This is a genomic window from Pantoea rodasii (assembly GCF_002095465.1).
Classification (GTDB): domain Bacteria; phylum Pseudomonadota; class Gammaproteobacteria; order Enterobacterales; family Enterobacteriaceae; genus Pantoea; species Pantoea rodasii.
Genome location: NZ_MLFP01000003.1, coordinates 212755 through 235925, shown reverse-complemented (window position 1 = coordinate 235925; position 23171 = coordinate 212755). Strand labels below are relative to the sequence as shown.

Here is a 23171-nt window from a genome sequence, read left to right as displayed (position 1 = left end):
TCAGGAATCAGTATGAAATTTCGCGGAATGGTGATGTGCCTGTGTGCTGCAGCGTTACTGAGCGCATGCGATCAAAGCCAACAGGCTGACACTCAGGATGTATTACGTGTGGGGGCAACGCCAGATGGCTACCCGCATTACTTCAAAGAAGGTAACGAACTCAAAGGCTTTAGCGTTGACGTGCTAAATGCAGTGGCTAAAAAAGCGGGATTAAAAGTGGAGTGGGTCACGTCAGATTGGGTCGGGGTATTGGGCTCACTGCAAACCGGAAAAGTGGATACCGTGGGTAATTTTGCCGATACGCCTGAGCGCCGTAAAGCCTATAACTTCTCCACGCCTTATTACTATTCCGCCGCGCAAATCGCAGTGAGCAAGAATAATAATAGCATTCACGGGCTTAGCGATTTAAGCGGCAAAACCGTGGCGGCTGAACTGGGTTCCAATTACGCCAACGTGTTGAAAGAATCCGATCCGGAACACAAGATTAACCTGGTAACCTATGAAGGCCGGGATGTAGTGGTTAATGCCGTGGCGCAAGGTAAAGCAGATGCCTTTATTTCCGGGCAGGTCATTTTACTGGGGCAAATCAAACAAAAAGGGTTGCCGCTGAAAGTTGTCGGCGAGCCATTCGGCGTCCGTCAGGTGGCGTTACCGTTCCGCAAAGATGCACAGGGCGATAAACTGCGCCAGAAAGTCGATAGCGCGCTGGATCAGCTGCGTAGCGATGGGACGCTCAAATCGATCTCGGAAAAGTGGTTTGATCAAGACCTGAGCCACGCGCCTGCAGGCGGACAAAACTGATTATGCCGTCACTCCATCTCGCATTATTTCTTGAAACGACCGGCTGCCATTATGCGGGCTGGCGCATGCCCTCATCAGAGCCCGTGCCGCATCCAGCGGATTTCAGGCAGCTCAAAGCGTTAGCGCTGCAAGCTGAGCAAGCGAAATTCGACCTGGTATTTATGGCGGATAAACTGTCGGTTGATGACATTTACGGAGACCATTTTTCTGAAGCCGTCACGCATCGTGTCACCGAGCGGCCAGATCCGTTTTCGGTCCTGTCTGCATTAAGCTCGGTAACGGAAAAATAGGTCTGGCGGGTACGATTTCCAGTTCCTTTGCCAGTCCGTTTGCGGCGGCACGGACGCTGGCGACACTCGATCATCTCTCCCGGGGACGAGCCGGATGGAACGTGGTGACCTCGACCAGCGGCAGTGAGGCGAAGAATTTTGGCGTGCCGCTGCTAAGCCATGATCAGCGATATCTTAAGGCGGATGCATTTATAGAAGCCGTATTCCGTCTATGGGACAGCTGGGAAGCTGACGCGATTGTAGGCGATCGGTTAAAAGGCATTTACGCTGATGCCAGCAAGATTCATTACGCTGACATCAGCAATGCGTGGTTTACCGTGCAGGGCCCGCTGAATCTTTCCCGTGCACCTCAAGGGCGACCAGTGACGATTCAGGCTGGTGGTTCTGGTGCCTTTACCGAGTTGGCGGCGCAGCGGGCGGATGCCATCTTTGCTTCCGAAAAACCCAGCCTGGCGGCGGCACAAGCATACTATGCCAATATCAAAACTAAGGTCGTAAATTACGGCCGTGCCGCAGACAGCCTTAAGGTGTTGCCCGGACTGCAACCGGTGATTGGCACAACGCAAAAAGAAGCCGATGAGTTATTGGCTGAGCTAACGCGATTGCATCATCCACTGGCCACGCTGACGCATCTTTCCAACACCATGGATTATGATTGGTCGCAGCACGCGCTGGATGAACCGATGCCCGATATCCTTGCCCATCTGAGCCGACGTGAACGTTTTGCCCCGATGCTGGAACATGCGCGAGAGCAGGGCATGACGCTGCGTGAGTTCACTAAGTGGATAGCGCGCAGCGGCTTTATTGTGGCAGGCACCGCTGAAAGCATCGCGGAACGCATAGCATTGTGGTATCGGCAACGGGCGGTGGATGGGTTTGTGATCATGCCCCCGTGGCCCGGTGCCGCAGAGGTATTTTTCAACAAAGTGGTTCCGTTGTTGCAGGAAAGGGGAATATTCAGGGAGGAATATGAAAGCGACACGCTGCGCGGACATTTAGGCTTGTAGCCGACATTACTGATATCGTTTTAGATATTGATGTGACTAAGATCCCAATTTACTATTTGCGTCTATACTTATACCTTTCTTTACACAGCAACTCGCTGTGTATATTGGTAAATCAGGGATGCAATAATGCAAAACACAACGCAGACCCCGCCAGATTCAGATGAAAGTGGGTCGATAAATTTAACCGTAAAACAACGCCTGTTCTTCGTGGTGCTGGTCGCCACGATGGGCGCATTGGCGTTCGGCTACGACACCGGCATCATTTCCGGCGCGTTACCTTATATGACGCTACCGGGTTCTCAGGGTGGACTCGATCTGTCACCGTTCACCGAGGGATTGGTCACTTCATCGCTCACATTTGGTTCTGCCGTAGGTGCTTTTGTCAGCGGCTATGTGTCTGACCGTTTTGGCCGCCGCATCACATTACGCAGTCTGGCATTGCTCTTTGTGGCGGGCTCTTTGGGCACCAGCCTGGCGCCGAATATTGAAATTATGGTGGTGATGCGGTTTGTGTTGGGCTTCGCTGTAGGCGGCGGTTCATCGACCGTACCCGTTTTTATCGCTGAAATTGCCGGTCCCAAACACCGCGCACCGATGGTCAGCCGCAACGAACTGATGATCGTCTCTGGACAGCTGTTGGCCTATGTCGTCAGCGCGGGCATGAGTCTGCTGTTGCATGATCCGATTATGTGGCGCTACATGCTGGCCTTAGCAATGGTGCCCGGCGTATTGCTGTTTGTAGGGACTTTTTTCGTACCGGCTTCACCACACTGGATGGTAGCAGAAGGGCGCATCAACGAGGCGCTGCGTATCTTGCAGAAACTTCGTGAGCACCCGCGAGAAATAAAGAAGGAAATGGCGGAAATGCGGCTTAATGCCCGTGAAGCGCGCCAGGGTCCTTCTGCTCGTGAGCTGTTGAAGGAAAAATGGATTGTGCGTTTGCTGTTAATGGGCTGCGGTTTGGGGATGGTGATTCAGTTCACCGGCGTCAACGCGTTCATGTATTACACGCCGATCATCCTTAAGAGCACCGGTCTTGGCACCAGCGCCTCAATCGCCGCGACGATTGGCAACGGCGTGGTATCGGTTCTGGCTACACTGGCGGGCATCAGGGCAATTCGTCATTTCGGCCGCCGTCCGATGTTAATGACCGGTTTATCGGTAGTCATTGCTACGCAATTAGCGCTGGGCGCAGTTCTGGTATTGCTGCCAAATGGCATGATGCAAAGTATCCTCGCGTTAGCCTGTATTTTGGTTTTTCTCTGCTTCATGCAGATGTGCATCTCGCCCATTTACTGGCTGTTGATGTCGGAGCTTTTCCCGATGCAGGTGCGCGGGGTATTGACCGGTTCAGCAGTGTCATTCCAATGGATATGTAACGCAATTGTCGCCTTTGCGTTCCCGCCATTACTATCGGCAGTGGGCAACAATGCCTTTTTCATTTTTGCCGGCCTGAATGTCGTTTCACTGATATTCGTTGCTGTGGTTCTGCCTGAAACACGCGGAAAATCGCTGGAGGAGATTGAAACCTATATGCGCGACCGTTTTGGTGAGGGTGAAGAGAGTACCGCATCGGCTACGTAGTTTGATTGTGCAGCGCCATCGGGGAATGGCGCTGCACAGCGTAATAATAAGATTTACAGTGGCATTCATCCTCGGCTTGTGTACCTCATAACACAATGCTGTGATAGTGCTCTGGATGCGCCAATACATGCGAGATAGTCTGTAGGTTCTCCGCACATATCGCTCGTGACCATGCTCCTCCCAGACAGATACGTAACGCATCAGGCGGGTTGTTGTCGGTGCAAAACGCGGCACTGGATACGGCACTCACCCCAAGTTCCCGCAATTTTACCGCCACTTCTGCGGGATTCCAGTTCAGATGACGCGGTAGCCTCAACCACAAATGAAATCCCTCGGGTGAAGCTTTCAGAGTGAAAGGCCGTAGGATGTCGGCCGCTAGCTTCTGCCTAATTCCCGCCTCGGTACGAATAGATTCCAGCACGCGATCGGCGGTGCCATCCTGTATCCATTGCGATGCCAGCGCATTGGTAATGGGGCTAGCCATCACGTTGAGTGCGCGCAGAGCGCCTGCCAGGAGTTGCGTATTGCGTTTGCCTGGTCCTTTTACAAAGGCCGTCCGCAATCCCGGGCCAAAACATTTCGACAGGCCGGTGATATACCACGTCAACTCCGGTACCAGCTCACTAAATGAGGCAATGTGTTCTGTCATCAGCGCCGCATAGGCTTCATCTTCAATCACCGGAATACTGTAGCGGGAAGCAACATCCGCCAGCGCCTCACGACGACGCAGGGGCAGGGTTAAGGTGGTGGGATTTTGCAACGTCGGATTGATAATCACGTTGAGTGCGCGCAGAGCGCCTGCCAGGAGTTGCGTATTGCGTTTGCCTGGTCCTTTTACAAAGGCCGTCCGCAATCCCGGGCCAAAACATTTCGACAGGCCGGTGATATACCACGTCAACTCCGGTACCAGCTCACTAAATGAGGCAATGTGTTCTGTCATCAGCGCCGCATAGGCTTCATCTTCAATCACCGGAATACTGTAGCGGGAAGCAACATCCGCCAGCGCCTCACGACGACGCAGGGGCAGGGTTAAGGTGGTGGGATTTTGCAACGTCGGATTGATATAGAGTGCGCTGATATGCCCCGTCTGACACTGATGCTCAAAAGCGCGCGGAAGTGGGCCATCTTCATCACAGGGCAAGGACTGCAGCGTGATGTTTAACTGGCTCGCAATCGCTTTCAGCCCCGGGTAAATCAAATCGCTCACGCATATGCTGCCTCCCTTGCGGCATAACAACGTTAGCAACCCGACCAGCGCACTGTGAATGCCCGGCGTGACTAAGATCTCCTCTTCGCTGACCTGGGGCAGTTGTTTCTCAAGCCACACCTTTGCCATGGCCTTATCATCGGCATGCCCGCCAAAGTCCTGATAGCGCAGAAGACTGAGTATATTTTTTGCGCAAACAGGTTCATCGCGCCATCGCTAATAGCCTGCGCCAGCTCTTCTCCCGGCTCGATAGGCGAGTTCATGGTCATCTCATAGCTACTACCGCCGCTAAGCGGCACCGACGGGACTTTGCCGCGAATATAGCTGCCTAACCCCGGGCGTGAATCAATCAGTCCCCGCCGTTTCGCTTCAGCATAGCCCCGCGTAACGGTGGTGTAATTGAGCGAAAGCGATACCGCGAGATCGCGTAACGGGGGAAGGCGGTCACGGGGCTGGAATTCACCGCTGTTAATACCATCAGCAATGATATCTGCAATTAACAGATAGGCCGGACGCGGCGTGTTTTGAGTCTGATGGCCGTGCCAGCGGCTGGAAAGCTTAGTTAGCATAGTCGCAACGCCTTATCGAATGAGCCGTTTTCACTCACTATGCCGGGCTGCATTTCTCTCTGCAATCACCAATCTTATTGATTGCATCATTGATTGCATGATGATTCCAGATGTGTGCTTATTTGGTGCAAATAGGCATCAATTTAGTGCATTTGACGCCATATCACTCCTATCATCACCCCATTTTTTTAATGGTTAATTCCTTCAGGAAAAAAAATTTAGTTCATTAAGTGAGCAGTTGATGGGCCATTGATTGCATGGGCTTAAATCCCGGCTGGCACGCCCCTTGCTCCTGTTAAAAGGCATGACCTGCACATGTCAAATAACGGGGGAGCCAGGCTCCTCCAGACAACCCTGAGGAGAGAAGTGCTATGCCAAAAGTCACAATGCCTGCCCATAAGACGGGTGATTTTTTGTCGATTACGAAGAAAAGGTTTTTGAGGACGTTAAAGCAGAACCTGGTCAAAAAGCACTGGTGACCTTCCATACGGTGGCGTTTGAAGGGTCAATTGGCTTCGTCAACATGCTGCAGGCCACGCGCCTGCAACGTAAAGGGTTTGAAACCTCAATCCTGCTTTACGGGCCGGGTGTGCTGCTGGGCGTTCAGCGCGGCTTCCCGACTATCGGTGCAGAAGCGTTTCCTGGTCATCAGAACTATGCCAATCAGCTCAACAAGTTTATGGCTGAGGGGGGGAAAGTTTACGCCTGTCGTTTTGCCCTGCAGGCGTTATATGGCCATGGCGAGCCTTCACTGCTGGAAGGCGTACGCCCTATCAACCCGCTCGATGTGCTCGATCTCAAGCTGCTGCATGTTCGAGACAATGCGGTAATTATTGATACCTGGACGATGTAAGCGGAGGACCATCATGGCTGGATCTCGCATTATTCGCGCCGCTGCAGCCCAGATCGCCCCGGATCTTCATGAGGCCAGCAAAACGCTGGCCCGTGTTCTGGAGGCCATCGATGAAGCCGCGGTGAAAGGGGCCGAAATCATCGTGTTTCCCGAAACCTTTGTGCCTTATTACCCCTATTTCTCATTCATTACACCGGCGATGACTGCCGGGGCGGCGCATCTGAAGCTCTATGAGCAGGCCGTTGTCGTGCCCGGCCCGATTACACATGCCGTGGGTGAGCGCGCACGGCTGAGAAATATGGTGGTGGTACTGGGGGTAAATGAGCGCGATCACGGCACGCTCTACAACACACAACTGGTGTTTGATGCCAGCGGGGAGCTGGTGCTGAAGCGGCGCAAGATTACCCCGACCTACCATGAACGCATGATCTGGGGCCAGGGCGATGGTTCAGGGCTGAAAGTGGCAGAAACCCGTGTCGGTCGCGTCGGTGCGCTGGCCTGCTGGGAGCATTACAACCCTCTGGCCCGCTACAGTCTGATGACGCAACACGAAGAAATCCACTGCAGCCAGTTCCCGGGATCGTTGGTGGGGCCCATCTTCGCCGAACAGATGGACGTCACTATTCGGCATCACGCACTCGAATCAGGCTGCTTCGTCATCAACGCCACAGGCTGGCTGACCGAAGCGCAGATAAATGAACTGACTTCCGATCCGACCCTGCAGAAGGGGCTGAGAGGGGGATGTCACACCGCGATTATCTCGCCGGAAGGGCGCCACCTGGCAACACCGCTGACGGAAGGAGAAGGCATTCTGGTGGCCGATCTGGATATGTCGCTCATTACCAAACGTAAACGCATGATGGATTCTGTGGGCCATTACGCGCGCCCGGAGCTGCTGAGTCTTCGACTGGATGATACGCAAGCTCGTTATGTCATCCCTCGCAGTGCTGAGGCTCAAACCGTAGGAGATCACGATGCAGAACGTACCAGCTACCCGCCAGCAACTGATCACTGAGCTGCTGACTCAGGGCGTACAGGTCATTAATCCGCAGCAGGAGCACGTCAGTCGCCACGGCGGCGCGGGTCCCTCAGATCATCAGGCGATGAATATCGACGGTGTTACGGTGATGGTGCCGATTTACACCCATTCTGCGCATCGTTCTCCCTGGCAGGTAAAGCATGAAGCTTCGGGAACAACCCGCCTTTACAACCTGAGCATTCCGGTGAAAGAGATCAGTATTGCCCATAAGCCGCGCTTTTATGACAGACAGACGGCAGATGGCATTCCCGCCACGCTGCATGGCACTGATGTGCTGGCCACAACGGTGCTGCAAACCTGTATCCGTTACGAAAACCGGGCCAAAGCCTGTCAGTTCTGCGCCATCGGTCAGTCGCTGGCAGCAGGCAGCACCATTGCGCGGAAAACGCCGCAGCAACTCGCGGAAGTGGCCAAAGCCGCCGTGGAGTTGGATAGTGTGAAACACATGGTGATGACCACCGGCACACCCTCTGGCAGCGATCGTGGGGCGCGTATTCTGGTGGAAAGTGCAGCGGCGATTAAAGCAGCGGTGGATCTGCCATTACAGGGCCAGTGTGAACCGCCGGGGGATGCTGTCTGGTTTCAGCGTATGAAAGATGCGGGCATTGATGCACTGGGTATGCATCTGGAAGCGGTTACACCGGCGGTTCGCGCACGCATCATGCCGGGGAAGGCACAGGTGAGCGTTGAGCAGTATCTGATTGCCTTTGCAGACGCGGTTGCTGTGTTTGGCCGTGGCCAGGTCAGCACCTACATCCTGGCCGGACTCGGTGATACCCCCGGAGCCATATTGTCGCTGTCCGAAACGCTGATTGATCTGGGTGTTTACCCGTTCGTCGTGCCGTTCGTTCCCATCAGCGGCACGCCGCTGGAGCATCATGCCGCGCCAGACAGCACCTTTATGACATCGATTCTGCAACCGCTGGGGCAGATGCTTAATGCGGCGAATCTGCGTTCCAGCGATATCAAAGCAGGTTGCGGCCGCTGTGGCGCCTGTTCCTCGCTTTCCAGCTTTGAGCAGGCGACTGCCTGAGGAGCGCCGATGAATCATTACGCGGGATACACCATCAAATGGGTCACTCTGCCCTGGGAGCGGCAGCAGGCGTATGCACTGCGCCAGCGCGTGTTCTGTCAGGAGCAGGGGCTTTTCGTGGATAACGATCGTGACGAGATTGATAACGATGCGCGGCTGCTGGTCGCACTCGGTAGCGTGGCTGGCTGGCACGATGAAGTGGTCGGCACGGTACGCATCCATGAACCTGAACCGGGTATATGGGTGGGATCGCGGCTGGCGGTGGACAGCGCCTATCGGCGGCAAGGACAGCTCGGGCCGACCCTTATCCGTCTGGCGGTATGCAGCGCGCATGCGCTGGGGTGTCAGGCCTTTTATGCCCAGGTGCAGCATCAGAACGAACCGCTGTTCCGGCGCATGCACTGGCAAACGCTTGACTGGCTCGATCTGCGTGGGGTACGCCATGCGCGGATGCAGGCCGATCTGGCGTTTTACCCACCCTGTCACGATCCGCTAAGCGGCATGGTCATTCAGACCGCGACCCGGCAGCGCATCGCGGAAATCCCTACCTTTCTGACAGGAGCAGCGTAATGAATGAAGACTTAACCGCGCTAATTACGCAGCTGCACAGTTTTAGCGGCCTCGCGCATAAACAAGATATTCAGACGGTGGCGCGGCAGTTACACGAAGCATGGCCTGCACCCTGTGCTAACGGGGATGACTGTGCGCTGATCCCGGATGGTGCGAGCTTCAAGTTGCTCGCTATAGAAGGGTTTATCAATCGTTTTGTTGCGGCCGACCCCTGGTTTGCGGGCTGGTGCGGCGTCATGGTGAATCTCAGTGATATTGCTGCTATGGGGGGGCGTCCGCTGGCCATCGTCAATGCACTCTGGGATGACGATTTACCCCATGCAGAACGCATCCTGGAGGGTCTGGCGGCAGCTTCACGCGCTTACCAGGTACCGATTGTCGGAGGGCACACCAATCTGCGCAGCGATCACCCGCAACTGGCAGTGGCGGTATTGGGGGAAACCACTCACCCATTGAGCAGCTTTGCCGTGCGTCCCGGTCAGACGCTGATGGTGGCCATCAACCTGCTCGGGCGCTGGCATCCTCCCGGTCTGAACTGGGATGCCGCCACCGACGCTGATCCCACAGCCTTAAGGCAGGCACTGGCATTGTTGCCCGAGCTGGCCGCAACGGGCCAGGTTCATGCGGCAAAAGATATCAGTCAGGCTGGACTGGCAGGCACGCTGGTGATGCTGTTGGAAAGCGCGGGGCTGGGAGCCGAAATCGATCTTGAGCAGGTTCCGCGACCGGATAGCGTGGATCTGGAGCAATGGTTGTGTGCATTTCCAAGTTTTGGATTTCTGCTGGCGCTGGACGCTGAGCACTGTGCTGCCGTGCAGCACCGCTTCAGCGAGTGCGGTATTGCCTGTGCGGTGGTGGGGCACTTTACCGCCAGTCAGCAACTGATGATGCAACTCCGGCAGCAGCATGCCTGCTACTGGGATCTTAACCAACAGCCGTTAACCGGTATGACGAATCACTAAAGGAGCGAGCAATGCCTGCGATGCACTTTGTTGTTTGCTGGCCCGATGGCAGCAAAGATACCTGCTATTCGCCTTCCACGGCGATTGAGAAACACCTGCAGGTCAATCACCCCTACATGCTTGAAGAGTTTGTCACACTCACCGTACGCGCACTTGATGAAGCCAGCGAGCGGGTAAAAGCAAAGTTTGGCTATTTCTGCTCCAGCGCCATGGATCAGTCGGCCGCTATCTCGCTCAAAGCACAGCAGTTCAGTGCCGGGCAGCGGGTCATTGTCGAAACCATTACACCTATCCCGGTCTGACAACAAGCGAGAAAACCATGAATCATCACTATCCTGTGGTCATTATTGGCGGCGGGCAGGCAGGACTCGCCATGAGCTGGAGTCTGACGCAAAAAAAATCCGGCACATTGTCCTTGAGCGCCATCAACTTGCCTGGGCGTGGCGCCATCAGCGCTGGGACAATTTCTGCCTGGTAACACCAAACTGGCAATGTAAGCTGCCGGGATTTCCTTATGACGGTGAGGATCCGCACGGATTTATGCTGCGCGATGAAATCGTGGCTTACATTGAGCGCTATGCACGGAGTTTTGATGCGCCGCTCTATGAAGGGGTGAACGTGGAGCGCGTTACGCGCCACGCTGACGGGTTTGTGTTACGCACCTCGATGGGAACGATTCAGGCTGAACAGGTGGTGATCGCCGTGGGCAACTACCACAGGCCGCGTTTCCCTGACATCGCCACACAGTTGCCGCCACGTATCGTGCAGTTGCACTCCGCAGAGTACAAATCTTCAGATCAACTGCCACAGGGTGATGTGTTGGTGGTGGGTTCGGCACAATCCGGCGCGCAGATCGCCGAGGATCTGCACCTTGCGGGGCGCCGTGTGCATCTGTGTGTGGGCAGCGCACCGCGCGTGGCGCGTTTCTACCGTGGACGCGATGTGGTTGATTGGCTTGATGATATGGGGCACTACCGATTAACCGTGGATAATCATCCGCTGGGCGAGGATGCGCGCCGTAAAACCAACCACTATGTCACCGGGCGCGACGGCGGTCGGGATATTGATTTACGCGCGTTTGCGCTGCAGGGCATGCAGCTTTATGGACGTTTATTGAAGTATCAGGATGGCCAGTTACTCACTGCTGGGGATCTGCGCGCTAACCTTGACGGCGCGGATGCGACCTCAAAAAAATAAAGGACAGCATTGATGCCTGGATTGATCAAAAGGGCATTGAGGCACCGGAGGAACCGACTTACCAGCCGCTCTGGGAGCCGGAACAGCATCCAGCTGCTATCGATCTCGCCAGCATCAGCGCCATCGTCTGGGCGGTTGGATTTCATACTGATTTTAGCTGGATTGAAGCGCCAGTTTTCGATGAAAAAGGGTATCCCCGCCATACGCGGGGCGTGTCTGTGCAGCCCGGGCTTTATTTTCTGGGGGTTGCCATGGTTGTGGACCTGGGGCTCGGGGCGGTTTGAGGGGGTAGGAGAGGATGCGACATGGATCGCGAATGTCATTGAGCAGTACACCCGGGACATGGCTCAGCCGGAGGCGATGAATGTTGGGATCCGACGTGGATAATACAGGGTTTAACAGTGAATTCTGGCGGCAGGAGGCCCGGCGAATTCACTGGCAGCATCCCTTTGAGCAGGTGGTTGAACGGATTGAGCCGGGGCCCCGCAGCCGCTGGTTCCCGGAAGGAAAGACCAACCTCTGCTTCAACGCACTGGACCGTCATCTTGCACAGCGCGCCGATCGCTGCGCCATTATTCATCGTGACTATCGCGGCCAGACGCATCGCGGGAGCTATCGTGAGTTATGGCAGCAGGTCAACGTGCTTAGCAGTTTAATGATGGAATGGGGGATCCGGCCGGGCGATCGTGTGCTCATTGCGCTGCCGGTGTCGCCGCTGGCTGCGGTGGCGATGCTGGCCTGCGCACGTCTAGGTGCGGTTCATGTGGTGGTTTACTCCTCCATCACCAGCGAAGCGCTTTTACAGCGGACTCAGGCCTGTACGCCCGCATTGATCCTGCACCATAGTGAAAGCCGTGGCAGGGAATTACTTCCCAATATCCCGATGACATCAATAAGCATGCGCGTTGTTGATACTGCGTCAGCTGACTTCATGGGGCAACTGTCGACTCACGCAGCGATGCAGATCCCCTGTGTGTGGTTAGCCTCCAGTGAGCCTTCACATTTGTTGTTCACCTCAGGCACCAGCGGCACGCCAAAAGGGATAGTGCGCGATACTGGTGGGTATGCCGTGGCGTTGTTAGCCAGCCTGCATCACCTGTTTAAACTGGATGATGACGAGGTCTTCTTTACCTCGGCTGATATTGGCTGGGTGACCGGGCACAGTTACGGGATTTATGCACCACTGCTGGCCGGATTAACCACGGTAATGTGCGAAAGCAGCCCGCGTAATGCGCCTGGCCAGAACTGGTGGCAGATGATTGAAGAACTGGGTATAACCCGTATGCTGACAATCGCCGGTGCTATTCGGTTGGCGCGCAGGCAGGGCCCGCCTCGTGCCACTCTGGCCTCACTGCGCGCGATGTATCTGGCGGGAGAACCACTGGATGACGCAACGGAAGCGTGGGTTAGACAAGTGATGGCGGTGAACTGTGAAAATCATTACTGGCAAACGGAGTCTGGCTGGCCGTTGCTGGCAGGCCAGGGTACGGCGCTCAGTCCTGTATTTCCACGCGCGCCGGAAGTGGTCAATCCGTTAAACGGTGAAGCCTGCGCCGAAGGTGAAACCGGTATGCTGATATTCAACTCTACGCTGGGACCCGGCGCAATGCTGACCGTGTGGCAGGACGACACTCAGCATGACCAACGCTACTGGTTAAAACGCAACGGTCAGTGGTGTTATGCCACCCACGACTGTGCGGTAAGAAAGGGTGATAAAATTGTCATTCAGGGACGCATGGATGATGTGATCAATATCGGTGGTAAGAGGCTGGCAACCACTGAGGTGGAAAATGCGTTGGGCGGCCTTAATGAGATCCTGGAAGTGGTGGCCACCAGAACGCCACACGCTTTGCTTGGAGAAATGGTTGCTTTATATGTGGTTACTGAGGCGCTGACCTCATTACAGCAGAGGGTACTGAAGCGACAAATTCGAGAGAAACTGGTGGAGCGTTGCGGTCGACATGCAATTCCACGGTACATTCGTTTTTACGATACGCTACCTAAAACCTTTTCCGGTAAATATATCCGACGTGAGTTGGCATCATGACAAAAACGTTCCAAACACTCTTTTAGAGGGGAATGTGACTTCACAGGATGTCTCATCGTTTAGGGAGTTCAACGAACACGCTAGAGTCTCAACACCAAGTTGAGTCCTTATGACAGTCACGCCCAAGGCCGATAACGGATTAGCGAACGTCACGCGTTGATCTCAGTGCTGGAAAACTTCCCCAGATAAATATTTCAACCGCCATCTAAAGCGCTTTAAGATACTTTAGGTGGCTGGCAATTTAACATAATTGAAACCCCAATTTAATGCGCATAATGTATATTATGTTAAATGACATATCTGAAACGCACAGAACACTTCATGATGCTGTGACTTGCTCATATCTTAACAGCCTCTAAAAAAAACTAATATTATCCTGTAAATCAGGATGGTTGTGAGTGAAGAATTTGATATTCGGGATGAAACGATCGTACCAGAATCATTTCACTGTCAATGCGGAGAAGAAACGCCATGCTGAAAAACTTTGATTGTGAAACTCTGATCGGCTTTACGCCAACGCTGTCCGATCGGTGTCATGAATTATGCTCCAACCGCGATCAGATGCTGTCGGAGGACACATTATGATTGTCATGCAATATCGATTTACCCTACCCGCTGACTACGACATGTCGATCATTGATACGCGTATCAAGCAAAATGGTGCGAAATTGGATGGCTTCCCAGGCCTACTTTTTAAGGCATATCTCGTTTCCCGGATCGGTGATGCACATTGCGATGAGAACCGTTATGCGCCCCTCTATCTCTGGAAAAATGCTGACGCGATGGCAAATTTTTTACAGAGTCCAGCCTTTGAAAAGCTGACGCAGGATTTTGGCTGGCCGCTGATTGATAACTGGCTGGCACTGCGTTTGCCCAATATTGAAGTGATTAATGATGCCACATGGTTGTCGATGAGAAAGCGACCCATTGCCGCGCACAGCGCACTGTCGGCTCTGGCGCTGGAAGGTCAACTTTGTGCATGGGATGTCAGCCGCTGGCAGTTGTTACAGGTGGATTTTGGCAGTGGGCCTAAAGCGGGATTTGATAACTACCGTATCAATTATGTGGCGAATGGCGTGTAGTTAGCGGCAATTTGTATCCGTTGTTTCGCTCAGCATCAATTGTGAGCGAAGCACACGTCCCCAAAGTGTGTCCCACACCAGAGAGCACAGATGCTCATCAACGGTTGAAAGCATTATTCCCTTTACGAAGCCAGAGCCCCGACAACTATGCAGTGAAAATAAAAGCCCACATAATCAATTACTTAAAAAATCTTACTCGCCTTCAAATACATGCCGTTACATTATAACGTAGCGGTAACCTCCTGCTTGCTGAACCCTTTCAAGCTGACAGCGTCATAACGTTCACTGTTTCTTAATAAAAATTAGTTATAATTTTTTCACTTGCGAGGCTAGGGATGTTCAAACGAAGTTTTTTAAGGCAATTATATGTGCCGATTTTTATTGCACTGTTTGTAGGGATACTGCTCAATTTACCCATATTCTTTCGGCGCTTTGAAAAAATAAGTTTTGACAGGACACTATCTCTGATAGTTGAAGTATTTGCCGCCTTTTGCCTCGTATTATTTCTTTGCATGCTATTAAGTCTGTTAGGTAAGTACGTTTCCCGCATAGGCATGTCAGCGCTAGTTTTGGTGTCAAGTGCAGCAAGCTACTATATGATTTTTTATAACATCGATATTGGCTACGGTATCGTTGCAGCAGTAATGGCCGCTGACTCATTCGACCTTTCAAAAGAGTCTGTTGGATGGCACTTCTTCGTGTGGTTGATAGCCATCAATAGTGTTCCACTCTTTGTGATCTGGAAATATCACGACCGCCAAAAACATTCTTCAATGCAACCTAAATTTGCATGGTCTTACAAGACGCTCGTCATGATTATTGCCGGTCTGGGCTGCTGGCTTCCCCTGAACTTAATGGGTAAGGTTCAAGCGGAACAGGACAAAGTAAATAACCGCATGATGGCAAGCTACGGCGGTGTTGTGGCCGGGACATACTCCCCCTCTAATTGGCTTTCCGGGGTTGGATTGTTAGCTTACAGCACCTTCAGTCAGGCAGAAGATGACCGCAATCTTTATGATCCTGCAGAGCATTTTAAATACGTTGCGCCGAAAAGTGCAGATGACCTCTACATTGTATTTGTGATTGGAGAAAGTGCGCGAAGAGATCATATGGGTTTATATGGCTATGCGCGTGATAACACCCCTTATCTTGATCAAGAGAAAAACCTTATTCACCTGCAAGGTTACTCGTGCGATACATCGACAAAGCTTTCCCTTCGTTGCATGTTTGTCAGAGAAGGCGGTGCTTCAGAGGCCCCAGAACGAACGCTTAAAGAAATGAACGTGTTCACGGTAATGAAGAAACAAGGTTTTTCGTCTGAACTGTTCTCTATGCAGAGTGAGGCATGGTTCTACAATAAGGTACTTGCTGACAGTTATTCTGTGCGAGAGTCTATTCAGGCGGAAAAACGTCATGCCGGTCAACCCGTTGACGATATGGCACTTATTGATGAACTCAAAGATTCTATAGATCGTCATCCTCAAGGAAAGCATATCGTCATCCTGCATACCAAAGGTTCTCATTACATGTACACGGAACGTTATCCACGTGCATTTGCCAGGTATAAACCTGAATGTCAGGGTATTGACGATGCCTGTAGTACAGAAGAGATGGTTAACTCCTATGATAATAGCCTGCTCTACACGGATTATTTTTTGAAGAAAACGTTCGACAGTTTAAAAGACAAGAATGCGATTGTCTTTTATGCGTCGGATCATGGTGAGTCCATTTCAGATAATCTGCATTTTCATGGAACGCCTCGCGATCACGCCCCAATGGCACAGCGTACAATCCCCATTATGGTCTGGGCATCGGATAAATTTTTAAGTAATAAAGATAACCAGTTATCGTTTGACCGCCTGCGTGAGCTGCAGGACAAAAAGACGCCGGTTTTCCATGAAAAACTTTTTGATAGTATTTTAGGTTGTTCAGGATTTACATCGCCAGACGGCGGTATCAATAAATATCGGAACTGGTGTAATCATGTATCCTGATAAGCCAGCAAAAGCGTAATCCAATCGCCGCAGGAGGCATGTTTGCTTCCTGCGGCGATTGGTCAGTCAGTCTTTCCGCTGTAGGGTAATTCGTGTTAATTCCGAAGGACGACCCAATCTGACTGCCATTCCCGGCCACAGCGCTGTTCCGTTATTCACGTAGAGTTGCATGTTTTCCACGTCATAATGTCCTGAAACAAAGCCCGCATTAGGTTTAACAAATAGACGATCGAATCCAAGAATCAGCCCGCCATGAGTATGGCCAGAAAGCTGTAAATCTACATTATGTTGCGCATTGTTCCGCGCATTACGCGGTTGGTGATCCATGAGCACCACAGGTGCGTCATCAGGTATCCCCTCCAACGCTTTCTCTATATCTGGGCCAATCGCATCTCTCCGTGATGCTGATGCATCGGGCAGGCCCGCAATAACCAACTCTGCTTCACCGCGTTTGATAATCGTGTGGCTATTCAGCAGAGGTTGCAGGCCCAGTGTCGCAAGGTGTTCTGTCCAGCGTTGCTGTTCAAAGAAATACTCGTGATTACCGGTAATGGCAAAAACGCCGTCGGGCGCATGCAAACCTTTAAGCGGTTCAACATCATTTCGGCGATTTTCCAGCGTGCCGTCGATGACATCGCCCGTGACCAGGATGAGGTCAACATCAAGCGTCATCGCCCTTTCCACCATCTTCGTCGTCCAGGCGGCGTTAAAGAGTTTTGTGATGTGTAAGTCCGTCAGTTGAAGCAGTTGATATCCCTCGAACTCACGAGGAAGGTCCTTAATTTTAATGGTCACATCTTTCACAGGCGGTACCCGTATTGCCTGATGGACGCCCACCGTTGCCAGCACCATCGCCAGGATCGCTGCCAGATAACGTGCGCCGGGTGCGATCTCAAACGGATGGCGTAACGCCAGGGCAATCACCGCCACGATATCTATCAGTAATTGGGTCATCGCCAGGAATAACACCGTTCCGAATGCCCAGTTAAACAGGATAATAACCACACGCGGCATTTCAGGTGAGAAGATACCGCCCGGCGTAAAACGGCTGATTAACAGGTACTGTGAAGCCAGTAAAACCACCAGGGATAAGAGGATTTTAAGCACCAATGGCATGGCTAATGGAATAACAAATCGCGCAATGACATACCAGCTCGGTATGCTAAAAATCAGATGAAACATTCCTTTCTTCCCTGTTTACAAGCACTGATTCAGTGCGAAAATTAAGCAATGCATCATAGCATCAATCTCATCTTCGTTGTTCCCTGCAAGCCGTTACACAGCTCATATAGCTAACGGTAAACATCGTACCTCTAATGAAATAATAATTTAACGGTACAACTTCTCGGTCGTTAAGGCCGCATGATACGGTGTTTAAGTCATGAGAAAAATAAGCGAAGCGGTAATGGTTACTTAAGTTTTCGAACCTGCCTAATAAGCGATAACAGCAATCGCCAGTGGCTACCTTCTGTGGCTTCCAAACTTCTCGAAGGAGATGCACATACTTTAATGGCAACCTTCAGAAGTGCTTATATAAGAATTTTCTGCGCAGCTCCCTGTTTATTCCTGGGTATTATCTCTGATATTATTGTCTACCCAGGACTATAAAGTCTGTATGGACGATTCGAACGGATGACATCCAGAGGTAACATTGGAAATAACGTACAGCATTGACTTTCAGTACAAACGACGCGGTGAAGAAACACCAATTCCCGAAGGAAGTGTTATCAGCACCTCCGGTGAAGAAACCCCAGTCATGTTCATTCCTTCAGTGGGTGATTTTGTCGAAATCGGCGGGAATCCAGATGAGGACAACAGGCTCTCCTCATTTCGGGGCGTCGTGGTTTCGCGCTACTTCCGCTACGATCGACAGTCGGAGCATGAAGTCTTTTGTCACGTCAATATTATCGTAGAAGAGTCGTTTCAAAACTTTGGCAACCTCGTACGCGATTAAGTTGCCAGCGGCTGAATGCGCTTTGTAGCATCGACGAGCGCAATTCTCTTTCGACGTAGCTGATAGCAGCCGGAAATAGTTTCGGCTGCTATATTCCATTATCAAAATCTTAAATCCAGGAAGGGCAACGCTCCCCGCTCTTTCATTGCAGAAAGATTTAAGTATTGCTCCAGAGTGAAGGAAAGTCATCGCCGTGGAAATTTCCTATCACGACGCTATACACAACTCGATGGCAGCCTCAGCCAGATGTTCAACGCACACCTCAGCCTCGCCCAGGTTCTTAATTGACTAACCCCTTCCGCATCAATGCATTTTGCAGTGTCACACCCTGTCGAACAGGTAAATTTCTTTTCACCACAGTGAAGCCCTGCCGTTCAAAGAATGATTCTGCGGTCTTGCTTACATTTGACGTCAGTTCGTTAAGTCCCAAACGTTCGGCTTCTTCATGAAGACCTTTCATCAGCAGTGAGCCGACACCTTGCTTAGCATAGGCCCCGGATACGTAAAAATGGTCAATATACCCATTAGATTGAACATCGGCATATCCAGCAATCCTTCCTTTCACTTCTACTACAAAGGGGTTCAGCGCCTTCATATGGCTTGCCCACTGTTGCGGGTCAATATCTTTCGATGCCCACACCTCAATCTGTTGCGGAGTGTAGTCGCGCGATGCGAGATCACGGATCGATGATGAAAAAACATCAAATAAAGCGCTCGCATCACCGTCCTTAAACCTTCGAATTTCCATCACTCTCTCCCTATCGTAATGCCCAACGCACTTTAGCCTTTAAAGCAACATCTCCCGCCGTTGGCCTCATATTCGAGCGTGATTATACGATGCTAGCCTGAGAAACGGCGAAGCTGTCTTCGAACAGTCTGAAACGGGTAATCAATCCATCCTTGACGATAAAATCAAAAATGAAATCAGTCTCAATCAACTTGCCGGTCTTGATGACCCGTGAACTGAGCCTGCCGGGCACTAACACGCGATCGCCATGGCTGAAAAAGCCATCAACGGAAAAATCTTCGGATTTAATCTGCTCACGAATCTGTGAGTAAAATTCCGCGGCACCTGTCTGTCCACTTTTTCTACCAATCCACGGGACGTTTTCAGTGTCACCAGCAATAAACCAATCAATATCAGGGCTCACTAGCTTTCCGATTTCCGACGTGTCCTGTGCGGTGGCCGCCACATTGAAAAAGGTTTTGATCACTGCTTCATTCGTTATGTCTGACATCACTATTCTCCTGCTGGGAAAGCACATTTGATTGGCGAGTCATACCGTCAGGCAGATCTTCGCTCGTGAGCCATAGGTGCGTCGGCTTTCACCGCCGATAGCAACTGCTGTGTATAAGGATGCTGCGGATGGCGCCAAATCTGCCCGACGTCTCCCGATTCCACGATCTCGCCTTGATTCATTACCAGCACGTTGTCTGACATATAACGCACCACAGCAAGGTTGTGCGAAATAAACAGATAGCTCAGCCCGAACTCCTGCTTCATTTCCAGCAGCAGGTTCAGGATTTGTGCCTGAACCGACACATCGAGCGCGGAAACGGCCTCATCGCAAATGACCAGCCTCGGTTTTACGATGAGCGCACGCGCAATGCCAATACGCTGGCGCTGACCGCCGGAAAACTCATGGGCATAACGATGCAGTGCCTGTTTAGGCAGTCCTACACGATCCAGCATGCGATGAATACGCTGCAAGCGTTGTGCGGCAGGCGCAGGGTCGTGCAGATGAAGGACTGAGTCAAGAATCGTGAAAATGGACTGACGTGGATTCAGTGAAGCGTAAGGATCTTGGAAAATCATCTGCACACTCTGGCGCAGCTTTTTTAATGCCGATTCAGGCTGATGTGTAATCTCTGCACCATCGAGGAATATGTTGCCGCTATCGGCGTTGATCAACCGTAAAAGCGTGCGGGATAAAGTGGATTTGCCACAGCCAGACTCCCCTACCAGACCCAGTGTTTCACCGGCATGCAGATCGAAGCTAACGTTCTGCAGTGCCGGAATACGCTTGCGCCCCTGCTTATAACTCACCGTCAAATCATTCACTGACAGCAACGGGGCATCACTCTTGAGATCCTCGAAAGGCAGCATAGCGGGTTGATGCAGGTGGAACTGCTCCTGACCATCATAGCGAATCTCGGTAAGAAGACGCTGGCGGTAGTGCAGGTCGTTGTCGCCGCTCAATGAAGCTTCCATCAGCCCACGCGTGTAATCGTGTTTTGGATGGCGGAAGAGCGCCTCTGCGCTACCCTGCTCGACAACCGTGCCGTGGTGCATTACTGCCACGTTATCTGCCCACTGTGACACAACGCCGAGATCATGGGAGATCATCAGAATGCTCAATGAAAGCTCGCGGCGCAGTCTATCGAGCAGCAGCATGATGTTCGCCTGTACCGTAACATCTAGCGCGGTGGTGGGCTCATCGGCAATAAGGAGTTTAGGTTCGCACGCGACCGCCATGGCGATCATCACCCGCTGGCGCTGCCCGCCTGAAAGTTGGTGCGGGAAATCATCGACCCGCCGGGTAGGATCGGGAATGTTGACCAGGTTCAACAGTTCGATAGCGCGGGCACGAGCTTGTTTGCGATTGAGATGTTGATGCAAGCGCAGACTCTCTGCAATCTGCGCCCCCACGCTATAGACAGGGTTTAATGAGGTCATCGGCTCCTGAAATATCATGGAGATTTTATCGCCACGTATTCCGCGTAATACTGGTTTCGGCAAACTGAGCAAATCTTGACCTTCAAACAGGATACGCCCTTTCACCTCAGCCTGTCGGGCTAGCAGGCCCATTATCGATAGCGCTGTGGCAGATTTTCCGCTACCGGACTCCCCAACCAGAGCGAGCATTTCACCTTGCGCCAGATTAAAACTCACCCGTTCAACGGCGGCATGTTGACCAAAACGGACCTGCAGATTCTCTACCGACAATAGTGCTGACATCATTGCTCACTCAGTCTGGGATTAAAGGCATCGTTTAACGCATCACCCAACAGGTTCAGGCCAAGTAACGTTATCACCAGGGCAAGACCTGGAACGGCAGTCAGATACCAGGCGGTACGCAGCATTTCACGCCCGCTGCCAATCAAAAATCCCCAGCTAACCACGTTAGGATCGCCTAATCCGAGGAAGGAGAGCGCCGCTTCCATGAGAATGGCGGAGGCGACCATCACCGAGGCGGTGACGATAATGGCAGGCAGCGCATTGGGCAGCATTTCACGAAAAATGATGTGCCCCGACGAGTAACCCTGGCAACGGGCAGCCAGCACAAAATCGGACTCGCGCAGAGTACGAAATTCTGCCCGCACCAGTCGCGCAATAGTTGGCCAACTGGTAATGCCGATGCTGAAGATGATCAGGTTCACTGAAGGAGTGGAGACCGCTAAGATAATGATCACTAATAAAAAGGCGGGCATGGTCTGAAACAGTGTCGTCACTCGCATTAACAGATTATCGATAACACCGCCGTAATAGCCGCTCAGGCTGCCAATCAGTGTACCGGCGCAAAGACCAATCAGCGTGGCACCTAAACCAATCATCAGCGAAATACGTGCACCGTGAAAAATGCCGGCAGCCAGGTCGCGTCCCATCGCGTCCGTTCCTAACGGCCAGTCCCAGTCGTTAGCGGGTTGCAGCAGCGGCGTGGCGACCATATCCAGCGGGTCTCCGGGATAGAGCCAGGGAGCGATCAACGCCATGGCAACGACGATCAGAAGAATCACCAGCCCAAGCAGACCGGCAGGATTACGGAAAAATTGACGTAACGCGCGATGATGAACGTCATGCGTTACGGTGACTGACGATAATGTGCTCATTTAATGTCTCGCAACACGGGGATCGAGCCAGGCGTGAATAAGATCCACCACAAAATTGGCGATCAACACGAGCAGCGATGAGAAGAGCAGGATACCGAGCAGGATATTGACATCGCGTGCCATCACCGCATCAAGTGCCAGCCTGCCAAGGCCCGGCCATGAGAATACCGTCTCCACCACCGCTGCCCCGCTCAACAGCGTGGCGATATGCATACCGCTTACCGTGACCAGGGGAATTAATGCACAGCGCAGCACATGAACAAGGGTCACCCTTAGTGGCGACAATCCCTTGGCGTGCGCAGTGCGAACAAAATCCTGATGGGTGATCTCCAGCATCGCGGCACGGGTTAAACGCGCATATATTGCGAGGAAAAAACTCGCCAGGGAGAACACCGGTAATATCGCGTGAGAAATACGATCGCTGATATATGCCCAGCCATGGAGATCGGATCCGATAGTCATATTCCCACTGCTAGGCAGCCAACCTAAATGAACGGAGAACAGCACCAGCAACATTAATCCGATCCAAAACCCAGGTAATGAATAAAGCAGTAAGCTGGTGAGAGATAATAATCGGTCAGGCCAGCGACCAACAAACAGCGCCATTATCACGCCAAACAGAACACCAATGATTAATGCGAAAAATTGAGCCGCCAGCATCAACATTAGCGTGGCGGGCAAGCGGGATAATATTAATGTGTTGACCGGCGTGTTAAATCGGGGAGAATAGCCCAGGTTACCCTGCAGAATATGGCCTCCCCAATGAAGAAACTGCTGCCAGGCCGGTAAGTTAAGGCCATACTGTTCGCGCATCAATGCCATGCTCGCCGCACTGGCACCGCCAGATTCTCCCGCCAGCACGTCCACCGCATCGCCGGGAATGGCTTTCAGGATCACAAACATGATCAGCAAAATACCCACAAATGTTGGTACGACCTGAAACAGGGTTTTCACCAATAGTGAGGGCAGCCAATGGCGCGCTTGCTGCATAACCAACGTCCTTGCATCAAGGTTTTAAGAAACAGGGAAACTAACAGGCGATGTTTTTTGGCTTAATAATAATTCCGCAAAAGTATTGCTGTTAAAATGATATCCAGGAATTAAGCCAGCTTATGCACATTGCGCATGAGTTAACCCGAAATACTCAGTAG

The 23171-nt window shown here is 52.2% G+C and carries 22 protein-coding genes and 1 pseudogene; 15 read left to right on the top strand and 8 right to left on the bottom strand.

The features are described 5' to 3' along the window. Positions 1–12 precede the first annotated feature (12 nt). From HA45_RS05560 to HA45_RS05550, 4 genes are all read left to right on the top strand, one after another. Complete coding sequence (locus HA45_RS05560; RefSeq protein ID WP_100703857.1) at positions 13–801, top strand: amino acid ABC transporter substrate-binding protein; 789 nt, start codon at positions 13–15, stop codon at positions 799–801. 65 nt (positions 802–866) lie between these two features. Continuing rightward, positions 867–1091 (top strand): LLM class flavin-dependent oxidoreductase, encoded by a 225-nt coding sequence (locus HA45_RS29295; protein WP_244563394.1) that lies wholly within the window; start codon positions 867–869, stop codon positions 1089–1091. Then, positions 1067–2098, top strand: a complete 1032-nt coding sequence (locus tag HA45_RS05555; RefSeq protein ID WP_436405002.1) for an NtaA/DmoA family FMN-dependent monooxygenase — start codon at positions 1067–1069, stop codon at positions 2096–2098. Before HA45_RS29295 ends, HA45_RS05555 begins: the two co-directional genes overlap by 25 nt. Before the next feature lie 126 nt (positions 2099–2224). Beyond that, a complete protein-coding gene (locus HA45_RS05550; protein ID WP_100703859.1) occupies positions 2225–3682 on the top strand; it encodes a sugar porter family MFS transporter in 1458 nt (485 codons plus the stop codon). An 85-nt stretch (positions 3683–3767) separates the two neighbouring features. Here HA45_RS05550 and HA45_RS27970 read toward each other — a convergent pair whose 3' ends face one another. Together HA45_RS27970 and HA45_RS27965 are read right to left on the bottom strand one after the other, a co-directional pair. After that, positions 3768–5018, bottom strand: coding sequence for an aminotransferase-like domain-containing protein (locus HA45_RS27970; protein WP_244563393.1), 1251 nt, complete (start codon positions 5016–5018; stop codon positions 3768–3770). After that, positions 4961–5458: a GntR family transcriptional regulator gene (locus tag HA45_RS27965; RefSeq protein ID WP_244563392.1), complete on the bottom strand. Its 498-nt coding sequence runs from the start codon at positions 5456–5458 to the stop codon at positions 4961–4963. Before HA45_RS27965 ends, HA45_RS27970 begins: the two co-directional genes overlap by 58 nt. 371 nt (positions 5459–5829) lie before the next feature. On the opposite strand from HA45_RS27965, the pseudogene HA45_RS05540 reads away from it, so the two are divergent. The 10 genes and pseudogenes from HA45_RS05540 to eptB all read left to right on the top strand — a co-directional run bounded on the left by HA45_RS05540 (position 5830) and on the right by eptB (position 16235). Then, positions 5830–6311, top strand: a pseudogene (locus tag HA45_RS05540) (MSMEG_0572/Sll0783 family nitrogen starvation response protein). Positions 6312–6324: 13 nt separating this feature from the next. After that, positions 6325–7326: a Nit6803 family nitrilase gene (locus HA45_RS05535; protein ID WP_100703872.1), complete on the top strand. Its 1002-nt coding sequence runs from the start codon at positions 6325–6327 to the stop codon at positions 7324–7326. Then, positions 7286–8383 (top strand): MSMEG_0568 family radical SAM protein, encoded by a 1098-nt coding sequence (locus HA45_RS05530; RefSeq protein ID WP_100703873.1) that lies wholly within the window; start codon positions 7286–7288, stop codon positions 8381–8383. Before HA45_RS05535 ends, HA45_RS05530 begins: the two co-directional genes overlap by 41 nt. 9 nt (positions 8384–8392) lie before the next feature. Beyond that, positions 8393–8953, top strand: coding sequence for an MSMEG_0567/Sll0786 family nitrogen starvation N-acetyltransferase (locus HA45_RS27605; protein WP_100703874.1), 561 nt, complete (start codon positions 8393–8395; stop codon positions 8951–8953). Beyond that, positions 8953–9915: a sll0787 family AIR synthase-like protein gene (locus HA45_RS05525; RefSeq protein WP_100703875.1), complete on the top strand. Its 963-nt coding sequence runs from the start codon at positions 8953–8955 to the stop codon at positions 9913–9915. The genes HA45_RS27605 and HA45_RS05525 overlap by 1 nt, the downstream gene beginning before the upstream one ends. A gap of 11 nt (positions 9916–9926) precedes the next feature. After that, positions 9927–10217, top strand: a complete 291-nt coding sequence (locus HA45_RS05520) for an MSMEG_0570 family nitrogen starvation response protein (RefSeq protein WP_100703876.1) — start codon at positions 9927–9929, stop codon at positions 10215–10217. 238 nt (positions 10218–10455) lie between these two features. Next, positions 10456–11112 (top strand): NAD(P)-binding domain-containing protein, encoded by a 657-nt coding sequence (locus tag HA45_RS27960; protein ID WP_244563391.1) that lies wholly within the window; start codon positions 10456–10458, stop codon positions 11110–11112. Positions 11113–11476: 364 nt separating this feature from the next. Then, on the top strand, positions 11477–13159 hold the full coding sequence (locus HA45_RS05510; protein ID WP_100703877.1) for an AMP-binding protein: 1683 nt from the start codon (positions 11477–11479) through the stop codon (positions 13157–13159). A gap of 581 nt (positions 13160–13740) precedes the next feature. Beyond that, positions 13741–14241 (top strand): DUF4865 family protein, encoded by a 501-nt coding sequence (locus HA45_RS05505; protein ID WP_100703878.1) that lies wholly within the window; start codon positions 13741–13743, stop codon positions 14239–14241. A 335-nt stretch (positions 14242–14576) separates the two neighbouring features. Beyond that, a complete protein-coding gene (gene eptB / locus HA45_RS05500) occupies positions 14577–16235 on the top strand; it encodes a kdo(2)-lipid A phosphoethanolamine 7''-transferase (protein WP_100703879.1) in 1659 nt (552 codons plus the stop codon). Between the two features lie 66 nt (positions 16236–16301). Here the strand turns inward: eptB and HA45_RS05495 are convergent, their stop codons facing one another. Beyond that, positions 16302–17417: a metallophosphoesterase gene (locus HA45_RS05495; protein ID WP_100703880.1), complete on the bottom strand. Its 1116-nt coding sequence runs from the start codon at positions 17415–17417 to the stop codon at positions 16302–16304. Between the two features lie 469 nt (positions 17418–17886). On the opposite strand from HA45_RS05495, the gene HA45_RS05490 reads away from it, so the two are divergent. Beyond that, a complete protein-coding gene (locus HA45_RS05490) occupies positions 17887–18189 on the top strand; it encodes a hypothetical protein (protein ID WP_128598898.1) in 303 nt (100 codons plus the stop codon). A gap of 280 nt (positions 18190–18469) precedes the next feature. Here HA45_RS05490 and HA45_RS05485 read toward each other — a convergent pair whose 3' ends face one another. The 5 genes from HA45_RS05485 to HA45_RS05465 form a co-directional block, all read right to left on the bottom strand. Further along, complete coding sequence (locus HA45_RS05485) at positions 18470–18937, bottom strand: GNAT family N-acetyltransferase (protein WP_100703882.1); 468 nt, start codon at positions 18935–18937, stop codon at positions 18470–18472. A gap of 82 nt (positions 18938–19019) precedes the next feature. Beyond that, complete coding sequence (locus HA45_RS05480; protein ID WP_100703883.1) at positions 19020–19427, bottom strand: nuclear transport factor 2 family protein; 408 nt, start codon at positions 19425–19427, stop codon at positions 19020–19022. Between the two features lie 47 nt (positions 19428–19474). Further along, entirely contained in the window at positions 19475–21148 is a 1674-nt protein-coding gene (locus HA45_RS05475; protein WP_100704166.1) for an ABC transporter ATP-binding protein, read from the bottom strand. Next, on the bottom strand, positions 21148–22020 hold the full coding sequence (locus HA45_RS05470) for an ABC transporter permease (RefSeq protein ID WP_100703884.1): 873 nt from the start codon (positions 22018–22020) through the stop codon (positions 21148–21150). The genes HA45_RS05475 and HA45_RS05470 overlap by 1 nt, the downstream gene beginning before the upstream one ends. Continuing rightward, a complete protein-coding gene (locus HA45_RS05465) occupies positions 22021–23010 on the bottom strand; it encodes an ABC transporter permease (RefSeq protein WP_100703885.1) in 990 nt (329 codons plus the stop codon). Between the last annotated feature and the right edge of the window lie 161 nt (positions 23011–23171).